This is a genomic window from Acidobacteriota bacterium (genome assembly GCA_016208495.1).
Classification (GTDB): Bacteria; Acidobacteriota; Blastocatellia; order Chloracidobacteriales; family Chloracidobacteriaceae; genus JACQXX01.
Window position 1 is genome coordinate 1 of the sequence record JACQXX010000086.1, and the last position, 16,280, is coordinate 16,280.

11 protein-coding genes and 2 tRNA genes are annotated in these 16,280 nt (G+C 51.9%); 8 read left to right on the forward strand and 5 right to left on the reverse strand.

Going from position 1 to position 16,280, the window contains the following annotated elements:
• Nucleotides 1-174 precede the first annotated feature (174 nt).
• Both HY774_17465 and HY774_17470 read right to left on the reverse strand, forming a co-directional pair.
• Nucleotides 175-1,323 (reverse strand): M20/M25/M40 family metallo-hydrolase, encoded by a 1,149-nt coding sequence (locus HY774_17465; GenBank protein ID MBI4750274.1) that lies wholly within the window; start codon nucleotides 1,321-1,323, stop codon nucleotides 175-177.
• Between the two features lie 47 nt (nucleotides 1,324-1,370).
• Nucleotides 1,371-1,748 (reverse strand): (2Fe-2S) ferredoxin domain-containing protein, encoded by a 378-nt coding sequence (locus HY774_17470; protein ID MBI4750275.1) that lies wholly within the window; start codon nucleotides 1,746-1,748, stop codon nucleotides 1,371-1,373.
• A gap of 240 nt (nucleotides 1,749-1,988) precedes the next feature.
• Here HY774_17470 and HY774_17475 point away from each other — a divergent pair, with 240 nt between their 5' ends.
• The 3 genes from HY774_17475 to HY774_17485 all read left to right on the forward strand — a co-directional run bounded on the left by HY774_17475 (nucleotide 1,989) and on the right by HY774_17485 (nucleotide 5,810).
• Entirely contained in the window at nucleotides 1,989-2,975 is a 987-nt protein-coding gene (locus HY774_17475; GenBank protein ID MBI4750276.1) for a 1-acyl-sn-glycerol-3-phosphate acyltransferase, read from the forward strand.
• A 137-nt stretch (nucleotides 2,976-3,112) separates the two neighbouring features.
• Complete coding sequence (locus HY774_17480; GenBank protein ID MBI4750277.1) at nucleotides 3,113-3,640, forward strand: shikimate kinase; 528 nt, start codon at nucleotides 3,113-3,115, stop codon at nucleotides 3,638-3,640.
• A gap of 190 nt (nucleotides 3,641-3,830) precedes the next feature.
• A complete protein-coding gene (locus HY774_17485) occupies nucleotides 3,831-5,810 on the forward strand; it encodes a tetratricopeptide repeat protein (GenBank protein MBI4750278.1) in 1,980 nt (659 codons plus the stop codon).
• 221 nt (nucleotides 5,811-6,031) lie between these two features.
• Here HY774_17485 and HY774_17490 read toward each other — a convergent pair whose 3' ends face one another.
• Together HY774_17490 and HY774_17495 are read right to left on the reverse strand one after the other, a co-directional pair.
• Nucleotides 6,032-8,809 carry a cation-transporting P-type ATPase gene (locus HY774_17490; GenBank protein ID MBI4750279.1) on the reverse strand — a complete coding sequence of 926 codons (2,778 nt, stop codon included), beginning with the start codon at nucleotides 8,807-8,809 and terminating at the stop codon, nucleotides 6,032-6,034.
• A gap of 498 nt (nucleotides 8,810-9,307) precedes the next feature.
• Nucleotides 9,308-12,007, reverse strand: coding sequence for a glucosidase (locus HY774_17495; GenBank protein ID MBI4750280.1), 2,700 nt, complete (start codon nucleotides 12,005-12,007; stop codon nucleotides 9,308-9,310).
• Between the two features lie 358 nt (nucleotides 12,008-12,365).
• On the opposite strand from HY774_17495, the gene HY774_17500 reads away from it, so the two are divergent.
• The 5 genes from HY774_17500 (at nucleotide 12,366) to moaC (ending at nucleotide 14,594) form a co-directional block, all read left to right on the forward strand.
• Nucleotides 12,366-12,440 (forward strand) — tRNA-Val (locus HY774_17500).
• A 37-nt stretch (nucleotides 12,441-12,477) separates the two neighbouring features.
• Nucleotides 12,478-12,554 (forward strand) — tRNA-Asp (locus tag HY774_17505).
• Between the two features lie 127 nt (nucleotides 12,555-12,681).
• On the forward strand, nucleotides 12,682-13,227 hold the full coding sequence (locus HY774_17510) for a manganese efflux pump (protein ID MBI4750281.1): 546 nt from the start codon (nucleotides 12,682-12,684) through the stop codon (nucleotides 13,225-13,227).
• A 199-nt stretch (nucleotides 13,228-13,426) separates the two neighbouring features.
• Nucleotides 13,427-14,101 (forward strand): phosphoribosylanthranilate isomerase, encoded by a 675-nt coding sequence (locus HY774_17515; protein ID MBI4750282.1) that lies wholly within the window; start codon nucleotides 13,427-13,429, stop codon nucleotides 14,099-14,101.
• Nucleotides 14,088-14,594, forward strand: coding sequence for a cyclic pyranopterin monophosphate synthase MoaC (moaC, locus tag HY774_17520; GenBank protein ID MBI4750283.1), 507 nt, complete (start codon nucleotides 14,088-14,090; stop codon nucleotides 14,592-14,594). Before HY774_17515 ends, moaC begins: the two co-directional genes overlap by 14 nt.
• A 541-nt stretch (nucleotides 14,595-15,135) precedes the next feature.
• On the opposite strand, the gene HY774_17525 is transcribed toward moaC, so the two are convergent.
• Nucleotides 15,136-16,266, reverse strand: a complete 1,131-nt coding sequence (locus HY774_17525) for a plasmid pRiA4b ORF-3 family protein (protein MBI4750284.1) — start codon at nucleotides 16,264-16,266, stop codon at nucleotides 15,136-15,138.
• Nucleotides 16,267-16,280 lie beyond the last annotated feature (14 nt).

The window sequence follows — 16,280 nt, forward strand, 5'->3', positions numbered from 1 at the left end:
GTTTGAGAGATCTTGTCAAGTGTATTTGGTTCTTTTTGAGTTATTTGTAAAGAGTTCTTCTCAAGGTTTTTGCAGACTGAAATACCTGGGTTTGGTCTACTGACTACTGACTACTGACTTATCAACTACTGACTACTGACTACTGACTTATCAACTACTGACTACTGACTTATTTTAATTGTTCTGCCCGTGCAGTTTCAGGACTTCAAACACGATGTCGGCTGATTGATAGAAATCATCAATCGACATGTATTCTTTGACCGTGTGGATGTTATGCATTCCGGTGCCAAGATTGGCGCATTCGATCCCTTTGCGATTAAAGATGTTTGCGTCACATCCACCACCAGTGGGTAACGGTTCGCAATCGTGCCCGAGATTGTGTGCTGCCTGTTTGACCAGTTTGACAATCATCGAATCATCGGCCAGGTCCATGCGGTGATAGTCGCGCTCAATGTGTTTCTCAAGCCGGGCTTTGACTGTGTGTCCATCACTGGTCACTTCGTGGTGGGACACCGCTCGTTCCAGGCATTCAACCATGTGTGCCGTCTGGGTTTCGAGTTTGTCGTCATTGTGGCTCCGCGCTTCACAGTACAGGTCCACCCGGTTGGGGACGACGTTGACCGCGACCCCGCCATTGATGGTGCCGATGTTGGAGGTTGTCTCGTGGTCAATGCGTCCAACCTTCATTTCGGCAATGGCTTCGGAGGCAATCTTGATAGCGGAGATGCCTTTTTCCGGGCAGACGCCGGCGTGGGCTTCAAGGCCGTAAATGGTAAACCGCATTCGGTTTGAAGACGGTGCTTTCGTGATTAAATGACCAGGGTCGTCGCTATCAAGCACCAGTCCGAATTTGGCGCTCACCCGATCAATTTCGCAGTTTTTTGCACCGAGTAACCCGACCTCTTCGCAAATGGTAAAGACGATTTGAAGATCGCTGTACGGAATATTCTGTTCCTGAAGCGTGCGGATACATTCCACAATAATTGAGCATCCGGTTTTGTCGTCGCCACCAAGTACCGTTGTTCCATCCGTGCGAATGATGTTGCCTTCTCGAATCGGCTTCACCCCTTTTCCTGGGACAACTGTATCCATATGCGAGGAAAGGAAGAAAGGCGGAGCATTTGGGTTGGTGCCCTTGAAATGGACAATGACATTGCCAGTATTTCCACCCACTTTTTCACCGGCATGGTCAATGTAGACCGTTCCTCCCAAAGCTTCACAGTCAGCCTTGAGTTTCATTGCCACATCGTGTTCTTCGCGTGAGTGGCTATCAATTTGGATGAGTTCCAAAACGTGATTGAGCATGCGTTCGCGATTGATCATAAGCGGAGGAATTCCTTTAAAGAGGTGAAAGGTGAATTATGCCGGGTTCAGGGTTCAGGGGTTTCGGATTTGGTTTTGTTTGGGTTTTCGCCGCCTCGCGGTGGCTGAATTGAGGCAGGTCGTTCACGGCCTGGTCGAGGATGCAGCAACCGTTCAACCGGGCAACCGCCAATCAGGTGGTCCTCGATGATTTGTGGGGCGTCTTCAAGTGTGACGCCAGCATACCATGTTCCTTCCGGATAGGTGACAATCGTTGGGCCGTGTTCACATTGGGCCAGGCAGCCAGATTTGTTGACACGGATTTTTTCGTGTAGCCCGGCCTTTTTCATGCCGGTTCGCAATTCCTGCCAGATGGCTTCGCTGCCGTGTGTTGGGCAGACTTTTCCGAAAACACAGACAAAGACATGTTTTTCAAAAAGACTCATAATCTGTGAAAACACCGTCGGTCAAAGTAAACTGGTTGAATCGGGATGCACCTTTGGAAAAAACCCGTGATTGGCGCACCAAGAAGAGTTTGTTTCAGTACCGAAATTTGTATAGATTAGCAAGGCTTCCTGAGAAGTTCCGGGCGAGAACCTGGAAGATTTTAAAAGCATACCCTGTTTTTTCAGCCAGTACTTCAAAAAGTGTTTCTTAAACCCTGAATTGATGTTCGATGACATTCTATGGCGAATCAAAAAGACCAACCACCCATTTTTCGAGCGAAACGCAGATTGCCTGATTCACCCTTGCGGATTGATCCTCTGGATTTACCAGCCCGACCACCTAGTTTGAAAGTCAAACCAAAGTCAGTTCCAGTTGAGGAAAAAACGGAAGGAGCCTTGGAGGTTCGCACAAAGCCGGAAGAAACTGCTTTAGCAGATCCGCTTGAAAACCGTCAAGATCTTGCGAAGAAAACATCCAAAGTCAAATGGGGTGTTGGAATTGGGCTGGCATTAGGGGCTGCCACCGTCGGTGGGTTTTTACTCTTTCGAATGCTCAACCGCATGAAGGTCGAGGGATTGGAAAACATTCCTGAGTCGCACGAAAACGTGCTCTATTGCCCAAATCATTCTTCGTTGCTCGATAACTTTGCGCTGGGGGTTGGGCTCTACATCCCACGCATGTTTTTCAACCCGGAGTACATTCCGATCAATCTGGCGGACCGCAAAAACTTCTTTGGTGATCCTGCCTCACGTCGGTTCAAAGATCGGGTCTTGCGCATCCTCGGTGAATATTTCTTCAAGAATTTGCGCACCTTTCCAGTTGACCGGGGCAAAGGTGGCCTGGAGCAGGTTGAACAGTGGGTGGAAATGCTCAAGTCCAATATCGTGATTGTGTTTCCGGAAGGAACACGCTCGCGCACCGGAGAAATCGGACGCGGAAAAGCTGGGGTTGGCAAAATGATTTGTGATGCCCGCCCAACTGTGGTGCCGATTCGGTTGATTGGGACCGATGAAGTTCTGGGCGTCGGAACCCTGGTGCCCAACGTGTTTCGAACCGTGCGAATAGTGATTGGAAAACCACTCAATCTCGATGAGTTAATGCCGGATCCGCTCCCCGAAGATCCAAAGGAACAACTTGATTATTACCGTGGGGTTGCCAATCGAGTGGTCGAAGCAATTCGGAACTTGACCCCTGGCCAAAAACTCCCGTTTGACCGGCACGAGTAGGAATGAAGAATGAAGAAACCATCAAGTGGTTAGTGGTTAGTGGTCAGTGGTTAGAAATCAATATTTTCGAAGAAGCACCAGTCACCAACCACTAACCACTAACCATTAACCACTAACCACTCATCACATTCTTCATTATGATCCTGTATCTGGTTGGGTTTATGGGAAGCGGCAAATCTACGATTGGGAGCGCTTTGGCTGAAAAGTGGCAGGTTCCACTCATTGATCTGGATGCTGAAATTATTCGGACTGCCGGGTGCTCAATCCCGGAAATATTTGAACGCGAAGGCGAATTGGGATTTCGTCACCGTGAACGGGACGCGCTCCAGGCGGTTTGTTCAACCAGAATGACCCGTAACCCGTCACTTCGTCGTCAGCCGGAGTGCATTATTTCACTCGGCGGCGGGGCGTTTATCCAGGAGGCCATTCGCCAGCAGATTGCCCGCACTGGTATTTCCATCTGGCTGAAAGCTGATTTTGAAACCTGTGCGGCGCGATTGCGGGAAGCCACTGACCGACCCCTTTTTCAATCACCGACGACGGCTCGCCGTTTATTTGATTCCAGATTGCCGGTTTATGCGCTGGCAGACATTCATATTGAAACCAGTGGACAACTCATTTCCGCCATTTGCGGTCAGATTGAGCAGGCGCTCCAATTACAATAGCTCCATAATTTTGGCTCAAAGAATTCAGAATTCACCCTTCATTCTCCTCATCACTGGTTTGACCGATAGCACAATGGGTGATCGTTGTACTAAAATTTTCCCCTCAACCTACATTGAAGTAAAGGAATAGGGCTCACCTTACATGAAGTTATCCACGCCTTTGACCTCCGCAGTCCTCTTTTCAGTGGTGATGGCACCCTCTGTCACAGCAGCGACTCAAAAGCCAACCAAAACCGCATCGCCAATCCAGCGCCCAACGCCGGAAGCCCCGACGCCACGTGAACAGCGGATGCGTTCGTATCTGCTCTATCTGCAGGCACGTGATTATGAAGCCCAGGGCGATTACCCCAAAGCCATCAACGCCTACAAGGAAATCATTCAACTTGACCCACAGGCAGCCGCTCCCCATATTTCGCTCAGTGAGATTTATTTTCAAAACCGCAATTTAAAGGATGCTGAAACCGAAGCCCGTCAGGCAGTGTCGCTGGAACCTGAAAATCCGGCTGGTCGGCGGTTACTAGGCAATATTCTGGCGGTTCAGTCGTTGTCAGGTGTGCTGAACAAAGAAAAAGTCAATGAAGCGATTCTCCAGTTTCAGGAAGTTGCCCGATTGGATAAAGCTGATCCAGAAGTCTATCGAATTATGGGACGGCTCTATCAGGCGACCGGAGACGCTGACAAAGCGATTGAACATTTCCAGAAATTGATGGGAAGCGGGGTTGCCAAAGGCCCGGATTTTGAACTGATGGCCCGGCTCTATTATGAAAAAGGCCGATATCGCGATGCCGCTCAGGTGGCGCGTCAGGCATATATTTTAAGCGATCAAAATCTGCGACTGGGCGCGTTGCTGGCTCAATCGTTGCTTCGTTCTGGGCAAACCACCGAAGCGCTTGAAGTCTATCAGCAGATTTTAACCGATAACCCCAACCAGCCTGAATTGCTGCTTGATTATGCCGAAACCCTGATGCTGGCCGGAAAATACCCGGAAGCGCTGCAAGGTGCCCAGAAAATCCTGGAAATGGATCCGACCAACGTTCAGGCGTTGAGCATTCTGGCCCAAACCCAGCGCCGGAGCGGACGACGCGAAGAAGCCGTCAAAGTACTGGAACAGGCACTCAAAGGTCAGGATGTGACCGAAAGCCTGCAGTTGCAGTTTGAACTGGCCGAAACACTGATTGAACTGGGTCGGGTCGAGGATGGCGTCAAAGCCTATCAACGAGCGCTCAATGCATTATTGAATCCGGACGGAACCGTAGGCGAACGCGATAAACGCAATGCTGGCGTTATTTTACGACGCATTGCCATGGCCTATCGTGATGCTGATCAACGGGCCAAGGCGGTCGAAACCTTTGCCTATATGCGCAAAGTTCTGGGCGACAAAGACACGCTGCCGGATGCGATGGAAATTGATCTGTTGCGTTCTGAAGGCAACCACGCGGAAGCCTTGAAAATTGCCCGTGATGCCCAAAAACGATTCCCAACTGATCGTCAGTTTAAGTACCTGGAAGCCTTTTCATTGTCCAAGTTAGGTGAAGTAGACAAGGCGGTTGAACTTTTAGAGAAGTTGCTTGGCAGCAATGCCGAAGATGCTGATGTGTACCAGACACTTGGTTCGCTTCTGATGGAGGTTGGGCGGTTGGAGGAAGCTGAAAAATCAGCCCGTCGTGCCCTGCAATTTGACCAGAAAAACACCGAATCCCTGGTCTTGCTGAGTTCAATCCAGGACCGGCGCAAGATGTACAAGGAATCAGAAGAGACATTGCGGCAGGTTCTGGCGATTGACCCCGATAACCCAACGGCTTTGAACAATTTGGGGTATTTTCTCACTGAACGCGGCGAAAAACTCGACGAAGCACTCCTCTTGATCCAGCGCGCGGTCAATATTGACCCAACCAACAGTTCTTTCCTGGATAGCCTTGGCTGGCTCTATTTCAAACGCAACCAGTATGATCAGGCCCGTCAGTACATCGAACAGGCGATTGGGTACGATGGCCGAAGCGCCACCCAGCACGATCATCTGGGCGATGTCTATGAGAAGCTTGGAAAGCTGGATCTGGCACGTGAAATGTGGAAAAAAGCAGTTGATATGGCGACAGACCCGGCTGAAATCGAGCGGATCAAAACCAAATTGAATGCGTCACAAGCCAGCCAGAAAAGTCCAAATAAGTGACAATCAAAATTACTCCGTTGCGGAAAAGCCGGTTTTCGCCCGGATGGGCGACGGAAAGTAGCCGGTGGGCAGCCTGCTTTGGGGCGCACGCACCGGATGCGGACCGCGAGGCGGTGATCCGGTGGTAGCTCGCCGTAGCCGAGCGACCACCAGCTACTATCCATCGTCCTCCGGACGGGGAATATCCAACCCAGGTGATCTTTCCGCAACGGAGTGCATTCTTAATTCCTTCCTTGACTGGGCGAAATAGTCCGAACCAGGAATTTTCGGATCTCTTCCAACACTAGCAACACGACTGGCAATGCCGCCAAAAAGAGCCAGTGTGAACCACTGAGCGGTGCTGTGCCAAAGACGTGAGCCAGCGGCGGCAGGTAAATCATCGCCAGCAAGAGTCCCAGCTCGACCGCAACCCCTCCGAGCAAAAAGCGGTTCCTCAACAATCCCAGTTTCAAAACCGATTGACTTGAACTCCGGCAGGCAAAGACATTTCCAACCTGTCCGGCCACAATTCCAGCCAGTGTCATGGTGGTGGCCAGCGTGTAAACCAGTCCGCTGTTTTCCATTGGCATTCCAGGACGCCAGCCAGCCAGAGAGTACACCCAAAAGAATCCAACAAAACCAAACGCCGCTTCGATCATGCCGAACCACAGGTAGGCCCGAATGAGTGTTGAAATATTGAGTAGTCGTTCCTGCCGTGAGCGCGGAGGCCGGTGCATCGTGTCGGATTCTGGTGGCTCGGCACCGAGTGCAATTGCTGGCACTAAATCTGTGCCAATATCAATTGCCAGAACCTGCATAATCGTCAACGGAAGCGGAATTCGAAAGAGAATAAAGGCAACAAAGGGCATCATTTCGGCGCTGTTGCTGGCAAAGATATAGGTCACAAATTTCCGAACGTTTTCATACACGGCCCGTCCTTCGCGGATGGCTTCGATGATACTGGCAAAGTTGTCATCGGCCAGAACGATATCTGCCGCTTCGCGAGCCACATCGGTGCCATTCATTCCCATGGCCACCCCAATGTCGGCCCGTTTGAGCGCCGGGGCATCATTGACCCCATCACCTGTGACGGCAACGACTTCTCCGCGCTGCTGAAAGGCTTCGACCAGCCGGAGTTTATGTTCCGGTGTGGCACGAGCAATCAACACATTGGGGTTATCAAGCAGGTGAAGCAGTTCTGGTTTCGACGTGTGGTCAAGCTGGTCGCCAGTGATGACTTGAACTTCGCCTTGATACATCCCAATTTCCTGGGCGATGGCGGCGGCAGTCAGACCATTGTCACCTGTGACCATGACGACCTGAATCTGTGCCTCTCGACAGGCGGCTAATGCTGCGGGGACTTCCGGACGTGGAGGATCCTCCATCGCCAGCAGCCCCAAAAATGTCAGATCTGATTCGACTTCTTCAACTTGCCATTCTTCCGCCGACTGGTTTACGGAGGTAAGTTCGCGAATGGCAACCCCAAGCAGGCGCAGGCCACGGCGGGCCATTGTGTCGTGAATTGCCTGAATGGTTTGTCGCTGTGCCTCATCAAATGGGCGTGTTGCACCATTCCAGCGAATTTTTGAACTACGGACCATCAACTCGCTGGGCGCCCCTTTAACGCAGGCAACCGGCTGTCCATCAACCTGGTGGATGATCGTCATGCGTTTGCGAGTCGAATCAAACGGAAGTTCAACCAGCCGGGGCCAGGTGGCCAGTTTTTCTTCCGTCATTCCAACTTTGGCCGCTGCCACCAGGATCGCGGCTTCCATCGGGTCGCCAATGATGCTCCAGTGAGGTCGTTCCGCGCTGGGGGGTACCAGCCGGGCATCACAGCAGAGCGCCGCCGTTCTGAGGAGTTCAAGCACGGTTGATTCGTGGCCGGAAGGTTCAACCACACCTTCGATTCCGTACCCAACACCGCTGATTGTAAAGTGAGTGCCGCCGGTCCACACTTCACGGATCGTCATTTCATTTTCGGTCAGCGTGCCGGTTTTATCCGTCAGAATCACCGTGGTGGCACCAAGGGTTTCAACCGCTGAGAGACGTTTGACCAGAGCATTGCGCTGGGCCATCCGCCGTACGCCAAGGGCCAGTGCCAGCGTTAGCGTCGGAAGGAGTCCTTCCGGGACGTTGGCGACAATAATGCCCACCGCAAAGAGAAAGCCTTCAATCGGGCGCAATCCCCCGACCAGCGTACCGACCAGGAAAAAGAGCACTCCAAACCCAACTGCGAGAATGGTCACCACGGTCGTGACTTTCTGGAGTTCCTGTTGCAATGGGCTCAGGCGTTCATCTTGAGCCTGGGTAAGCTGGGCAATGTGTCCAAATTCCGTCGCCGCCGCCGTGGCAAAGACCACGGCTTCGCCGTACCCGCTGACAACCGATGTTCCGGCAAATACCAGGTTCGGCAAAAGGATACCTGTTTTTCCACTGGTTTCAGCACTTTCAATACTGCGTGGGACGGGACGTGATTCACCAGTCAATGAGGAAGCGTCAATCCGCAGCCGTTCTGCCTTGAGCAGCCGGGCATCAGCCGGAATTGCTTCGCCTTCGGTCAGAATGAGGATGTCTCCGGGAACAATTTCAGTCGTGCTGATGCGTTGTTCTGTTCCATCTCGCCGGACAGTCACCTGATGCGGCAGGAGCGCGGCCAGGGCTTCAGCCGCCCGTTCAGCCTGGAATTCCTGCCAGAAACTGAACAGTCCATTGACGATGATGACAATAACAATGGCCCAGGCCAGTTGGGGCATTCCGGCCACCCAGCTCAAGGCAGCACCCGCCCAGAGCAGGAGTGCAAACAGGTGAATAAAATTTTTGGAGAGTTCGACATACCACGGAGATTTGGCAACGTGGGGCAGGGAATTAAAACCGTGGAGTTGAAGTCGCCGGGTCGCTTCATCGGTGCTCAGTCCATCTGGTGTAGCCCCCAGTTTTGACAATGCCTCCTCTGGAGCACATTGCGCCCAGTATGCGGAACCGACTTTGGCAGCAGGGGGGAGATGAGCAACATGCATAAACCATTAGGGGTTCAGGGTTCAGGGTTCAGGGTTCAGGGGCATAAACGCCAGGATAAGGATCGGAGTCCCGCAGGGACGGCATTCAATAGCCGGGGTGCGTCAGCCCCCGGTCCCGGTCAGGTCAAGATCTAAGCCCTGCAAGGGCGACATATAAAGACAAGCGGACCATTCAAATTTTCCTTATCCTGGCGCTTATGGGGTTCAGGGTTCATGGTTCAGGAAGTACCAACTTTTTATAGCCTTTCGTCAAGAGGGAGTAGCTCGCTAAGTCTATTGAGTTGAGTAATTTGACTAACGGTGAATCTGGCGGATCAATGAAACAATACTGCTTTTTCTGGTGAAATGATACACCCATGAAAAAAGGCGTTACCCATCACTTTAAGTAAAAGAATGATGAGCAACGCCAAATGAACCAATCAAAAATTTCGAAAACCCCGAACCCCGAACCCCGAACCCCGAACCCCGAACCCCGAACCCCGAACCCCGAAATTTAGCTTACTTGTTTTGGTCACCTTCACCACTCTGGGTCAGCAGTTTGGCGACCAACCCCGTCCATCCGGTCTGGTGGCTGGCACCAATTCCGCGACCGCTGTCGCCGTGAAAATATTCATAGAATAAAATCAGGTTTTGCCAGTGAGGGTCGGTCTGGAATTTCTCCATCTCCGGCATGTCGTATACTGGTCGCCGGCCTTTTTCATCTTTGAGGAAGATGCGTGTCAGACGGCGGGAAAGCTCCACGGAAACTTCCCACAGGTTGAGCTGATTGCCCGAACCGGTTGGAAATTCGACTTTGAAATCGTCTCCGAAAAAGTGGTGAAACTTCTGGATTGATTCAATGATGAGATAGTTGACCGGGAACCAGATTGGCCCACGCCAGTTGGAATTGCCACCAAACAGACCGGTGCTTGATTCAGCTGGATCATAGTCAACCCGGTATTCCTGACCGCCGACCTGAAGCACATAGGGGTCCGTTAAATGAAACCGCGAAACCGAGCGGATGCCGTGTTCGGAGAGGAATTCCGCTTCGTTGAGCATCACTTTGAGCACGCGCCGCAGTTGACTGGCGTTCACAATGGACAGCAATTGCTGGACGATATTGCCTTCTTCATCAACTGAAGAAATATTGCGTTGCAGTTCTGGACGATTTTTGACAAACCAGTCCATGCGTTTGTGGAAGCCGGGAAGTTGTTTGAGCCAGTCAGCTTCCATGGATTGCGCTGCAAAGAGCGGAATCAGGCCAACCATGGACCGAACCCGAAGTTTGAAATGCCGGCCATCGGGAAGCTGGAGGACGTCATAAAAGAACCCATCCTTTTCGCTCCACAACTCAATGTCTTCATTGCTGATGTGATTCATGGCATTGGCAATGTAGAGGAAGTGCTCATAAAACTTGCTCGCTACGTCTTCATAGGCCATGTTGTCGTGCGCCAGTTCGAGGGCAATCGCCAGCATGTTGAGGCAGTACATACCCATCCAGCTTGTCGCGTCTGATTGTTCGAGGTGGCCACCGGTCGGCAAAACGGCGCTCCGGTCAAAGACCCCAATGTTGTCCAGCCCCAGGAAGCCGCCTTGAAAGACGTTGTTGCCTTCGGCGTCTTTGCGGTTGATCCACCACGTGAAGTTCAACAAAAGTTTCTGGAACACCCGCTCCAGAAAGCGCCGGTCGCCAACGCCGCGAATCCGCTTTTCGATCTTGTACACGCGCCAGGCAGCCCAGGCGTGGACGGGCGGGTTGACATCGTCAAAGGCCCATTCATAAGCCGGTAATTGCCCATTGGGGTGCATATACCATTCGCGCAGCATCAGGATGAGCTGTTCTTTGGCAAAATCCGGGTCAATTTGGGCCAGCGGTACGCAGTGGAAAGCCAGGTCCCAGGCGGCATACCACGGATATTCCCACTTGTCAGGCATCGAAATGATGTCTTCGTTATAGAGATGCGCCCAGTTCTTGTTGCGTCCTTTGCGGCGTTCGGCTGGCGGTTTGGGCTGGGTCTGGTCGCCATTGAGCCATTCTTCAATCACATAGTAGAAAAATTGTTTACTCCAGAGCATGCCGGCAAATGCCTGACGCTGCACGTTTTGGGCGTCAACCGAAAGATGCGGCGAAATCAGGTGGCTGTAAAAATCATCGGCTTCCTGTTTGCGGGCGGCCAGGACGTGATCGTGTTCGGCCCCAAGTGGATAGCGGTTGACCTGGTGATCGGTCAGGCGCAGGCTGATGGTTTTGGTTTCACCCGGCTGGATGACCATCTTGTAATGTGGTGAAACCTTGGTGCCAAATTGAGCCGGATTCACCGCCCCGGTGTTGTGATTGACCACATACTCATTGATGCCGTCTTTGACATAGGGGGTCGGATTCTGGGCGTTATAGAGCCGCTGGACGTTAGTATCGTTTTCGGTAAAGAGTAGTTCCGGGCTGTCCTCGCAGTACAACCACCGCTTTCCATAGTAGGGGTGATTGACCTCCACCACACTTGTCGTCCCAACCGGGTCAATTCGGTAGAGTTGTGGTTTTTCCACGTTTGGCTTCCAGGTCCAGGTATTGCGAAACCACAGCACTGGCAGGACATGAATTGGCGCTGGATCCGGACCGCGATTGACCACTGAAATCCGCACGTGCAGATCATCCGCTGCCGCCTTGGCATATTCGACCGTGACATCAAAATAGCGATTTTCATTGAAAATGCCGGTATCAAGCAGTTCAAATTCAGGTTCAGCCCGGCTTCGGTTGCGGTTTTCCTGGATCAATTGCCAGTAAGGAAACGCCGCCTGCGGATATTTATACAGCCATTTCATGTATGAATGCGTCGGCGTCGAGTCGAGATAAAAATAGTATTCCTTGACGTCTTCACCGTGATTGCCTTCCGGTCCGGTCAAACCAAAGAGGCGTTCTTTCAAGATGGGATCGTTTTCATTCCACAAACTGAGCGCAAAGCAAATAAACTGGCGGCGGTCGGAAATTCCCGCCAGCCCGTCTTCGCCCCAGCGATATGCTTTGGAGCGGGCGTGGTCATGGGGGAAGTAGTCCCAGGCCGAACCGTATGGGCTATAGTCTTCACGGACGGTGCCCCAGGCCCGTTCACTGACATAGGGGCCCCAGCGTTTCCAGTGTGCCGTGCGGTTGCGTGATTCCTCCAGGCGTTTGGCCTCGGCGGTCTGTTGGAGCGGAGAGGGGTTTTTGTGTTCTTGGGTCATGATGAGCCTACCGTAGGTTGAGTGAGAATGTTGTCGAACGCGTCACACCCCTTTTCGGTCAGGACACACGTTGGAGTCTCAGGCCGTGGGCAAACGGGCGTGTGAAGCGGTGATGTTCGATGGTACGGGAAGTCGAAATGCACTGAAAAGGTAGTGAAATGATGTGCATTCCTTAACACAAAATCCAGGCCCGCGCCAATTTCATTTCAAGAAATTCTGCCCTCACCAGACTTTACTGACGAATCCCCAGGTTTTTCCAAAATTCTTCTGACCTTCCGAAAAAAACTGTTGACAGCCTGCACCCTCGTGGCTATAGTGCTCGCTCGCTTTGAAAACCCGGCAAAACGGTTGCTTGTAAGGGCGGTTAGCTCAGCGGTAGAGCACCGGTCTTACAAACCGGGGGTCACTGGTTCGAAACCAGTACCGCCCACCAGTTCCAAAGCGAGTTGTTCGTTTCTCAAAAGGTTTATGGAGTCGTAGTTCAGTTGGTTAGAACGCCGGCCTGTCACGTCGGAGGTCGCGGGTTCGAGTCCCGTCGGCTCCGCCAACTAAAAACCAAAAAGGGTCACTTTCACCATTGAAAGTGACCCTTTTTGGTTTTGGAGTGCGGCCCACTTGACGTCGCTTTTCGGTTTGCCGATGCCGCCTCATTTTGATCTTTCACCGATAATTTCATGCTACTCACAGTTGTGTTGATTGCCGTTGGGCTGGCGATGGACGCTTTTGCCGTGTCGATCTCCAATGGCGTGACCCGAAAGTATCTCAAGTTCTGGCAAGCCGTTGAAATTGCACTCTTTTTTGGCGGTTTTCAGGCATTGATGCCGGTGCTTGGCTGGTCATTGGGGCTGACCGTGCGAGCTTTTGTTGAAAGCTTCGCTCACTGGATTGCCTTCCTGTTGCTGGCGGTCATCGGATCAAAAATGATCTATGAATCATTTCAGGAAAGTGACCCTGAAGCAGATGGACGCCCCTTGACCTTTCTGGTTCTGCTGGCCCTGGCAGTGGCCACCAGTCTGGATGCCCTGGCGGTCGGCGTCAGCTTTGCCTTTATCAAATTTCCAATTCTCTGGCCATCGCTCCTGATTGGTGTGGTGACCTTTGTGATCTCATTCGTCGGGGTGTACATTGGCAAAGTTTTTGGCGAACACTTTGAAAGCAAAGCCGAGATGGTTGGTGGACTGGTGTTAATTGGAATTGGCTTCAAGATCCTGCTTTTCTAGGGGAATTATGAATTATGAATCAACGAATACCAGTCAGTAGTCAGTAGTCAGTAGTTAGTAGTCAGTAGTTCACTAAGCTTATTTGATCGAATTATTTAACTGTTCCACGATACAAGTGTTTCATTATAAAATGGTATAACTCCTGGTGATTCAGTCAAATCAATTCCCCATAGTTCATAGTTTGAAGAATGATGGTTCTATGAATCTCCTTCCTAAACCTCGGGTAAAAATTTGTTGTATCAACAGTGTCCACGAAGCGCATCTTGCAGTTCGCTATGGGGCTTCAGCGCTTGGCCTCGTTTCAGAAATGCCCAGCGGTCCAGGCGTTATTAGCGAGGCCGTTATTGCTGAGGTGGCCGCCGCGGCTCCACCTGCGGTTGGTACTTTTTTGCTGACCAGCCGCCAGGACACTGCCGCCATCATTGCCCAACAACGCCGGTGCCGGGTCAACACCATCCAGATTTGTGACCGCCTTGAGACCGGAACTTATGACGAACTCCGCGAGGCACTCCCTGGAATTTCGATTATCCAGGTCATTCACGTCACTGGCACCGAATCTGTTGACGAAGCCCTCACGATTGCCCCACACGTTCACGGCCTGCTGCTTGATTCAGGCAATCAAAACCTTGCCGTTAAAGAACTTGGCGGAACTGGTCGAGTCCACGACTGGCGACTCAGCCGGACAATTTGTGAACTGGCTGAAAAACCAGTTTTTCTGGCAGGTGGTCTTCATCCTGACAATGTGTGCGATGCCATTGAGCAGGTCCGGCCTTACGGGTTGGATCTCTGTAGCAGCGTCCGGACCAACGGCCAGCTTGATGAACACAAACTGGCTCTCTTTTTTAAGAAAGTGAATTCCTATGTCGAAGGATAACTCCGCACCGCTTGAATTCAGCCACCTTGATGACCAGGGGCAAATTCGGATGGTGGATGTCAGCGAAAAAAAGGTCACTGACCGAACGGCGGTTGCCAGCGGGAAAGTCCACATGCAGGCCGCAACAATTGCTGCCATTCGTGAGCATCGAACGCCGAAAGGCGATCCGCTCGAAACCGCGCGATTGGCCGGAATCCTCGCTGCCAAACAGACTGACCGCCTGATTCCACTCTGTCACGGTCTGCCGCTCACACATGTGGATGTGCAGATTACACTCCACGAAGATACGGTCGAACTCCGCGCCACAGCCCGTACCCAGGCCCGGACTGGCGTTGAAATGGAAGCCCTCACCGCTGTTTCGATTGCCGCCCTGACCATCTATGACATGTGCAAGGCCGTTGATAAAACCATGCGGATTACCGACATCGTGTTGGAGAAAAAAACTGGAGGACGCTCGGATCTGGACAGAATAAAGAATGAAGAAACCTTTTAGGGAGTCGGATGGAAATATCATACCACCAGGGTTCAGGGTTCAGGGTTCAGGGTTCAGGGTAGGCTAATCCAACTTGAGCCGTAACCGCCGGTTTCCTGGTACTCATCTTGAGCGGAACCCGTTGCTTCATCGCCTCCCTGGATCATTGGGACTTTATTTTCTTCTGGGTCCCTTAGTGGTTAGGGACTGTAAAAAATCAACTTCCCGTTTTCGTTTGGGAATCAGGCATTTGGATTGAGCATCCTGAAAGGCTGCCGTTCGGATAGCCGGTCGGTTGCGAGGTTTTGGGAGCTACCACCGGGAACAGGTTCGTTCTCTCTAGTGCTCCCCGCTTTGCCCGCGCCCCTGCGGGGAGCAACAAGGGGGTAGCCTTTGGATCCGGTGGTAGGCCCAAAGCGGCCAACTGACCGGCTATCCGAACGGCAACGCTTCGCGGTGCAAAACCAAAACCTGGACGTGACAAAACGCCCGCACCCAAGGGATTTATTTTTTAACGCTCCCTAACCACTAACCACTAACCACTAACCACTTTCTTCATTCTTCATTCCCAGTCTTCCTCATCTTCCCACTCATCTTCATCCGGGTATTGAGGAAAGCTCTCGCCTTTACTTTCAACGATGCGGGGATATTTAGCGCGTTTGGCTTTGGGGGTGATGGCCACGACCTCGACCTCAAACTCGTGGTTATCACCGAAGTCAAAGACATAGAGAAATTTGTGATGAAGCGACAGCCCAAGTTTGCCCAGGATTGCTTCCTCAGCCGGGGGGGCATCGGGTCCAAAGGGGCTGTCAAACATAACTGGTGATCCTTGAAATTCAAACGACTCGTTTTTTGAATCGCCATCCAGGTGAAAGGCATACAAATGGTCGTTGTCCCACTCAAAGGCCGATTGAATTTCCAGGTGAAGATCCTCCAGCGTTTGCTCGGATTTGACCTCAATCACCCGATAGACGCCCTTGCCGAGATACCGATGATGGATTTTGAAGCTATATGTGCCCCCTTGATTTTCAAGCGGGATGGGCAGGTCGGCTTCCTGCATGATCTGACGGGCAAGAAATCGTGGGTAAAACGCTGAATCTTCCACGGCCATGACCTGGGCCCGGTCAATCACCGATTTGGGAACTGGCTGGTCCAAAATTGTGTGTGTGACGGACAAATGTTCGAGCGCCTGAGCCCGAATATCAGCCGATTCATGCCTGGTGAGATCCATAAGGTGTTGAAAGGCTAACTGGTCTTTGCGTTGGACGGCAGCGATTGACAGGCAGGAAAGGATCAGTTCCTGGCGTTGGGGCAGACCTTTGTCTCGCGGGCGCGCCAGGTTCAAAGCTTCAAGCAAGAATGGAAAATGACTGATGCCAGGTACTCTTACCAGGAGTTCCAGGAGGTTTTCCAATACCCGGTTGGCGCCATTGCCCCCGCGTTGAAGTACTTTCCGGTACAACTCTGGGATAAACTCGACTTCCCTTGGGGAAAGCGAATAGTTGTACAACGGAGGCAGGTTGTAGCTCGTGTACTTCATTTTTTGGGAAGCTGGTATCTTCGAAAGATCGTTGAAAAGCCTGGTAAATGCTTTGTGGCACTGGTCATCCGACGGTTTCTTCGGCTTCTCATCATGTGGGTGCATGAGTGCCAGTCGAAACAGCGATTTACCTGGGGAATTGAATCTACTCATAGAGGTGCTTGCCT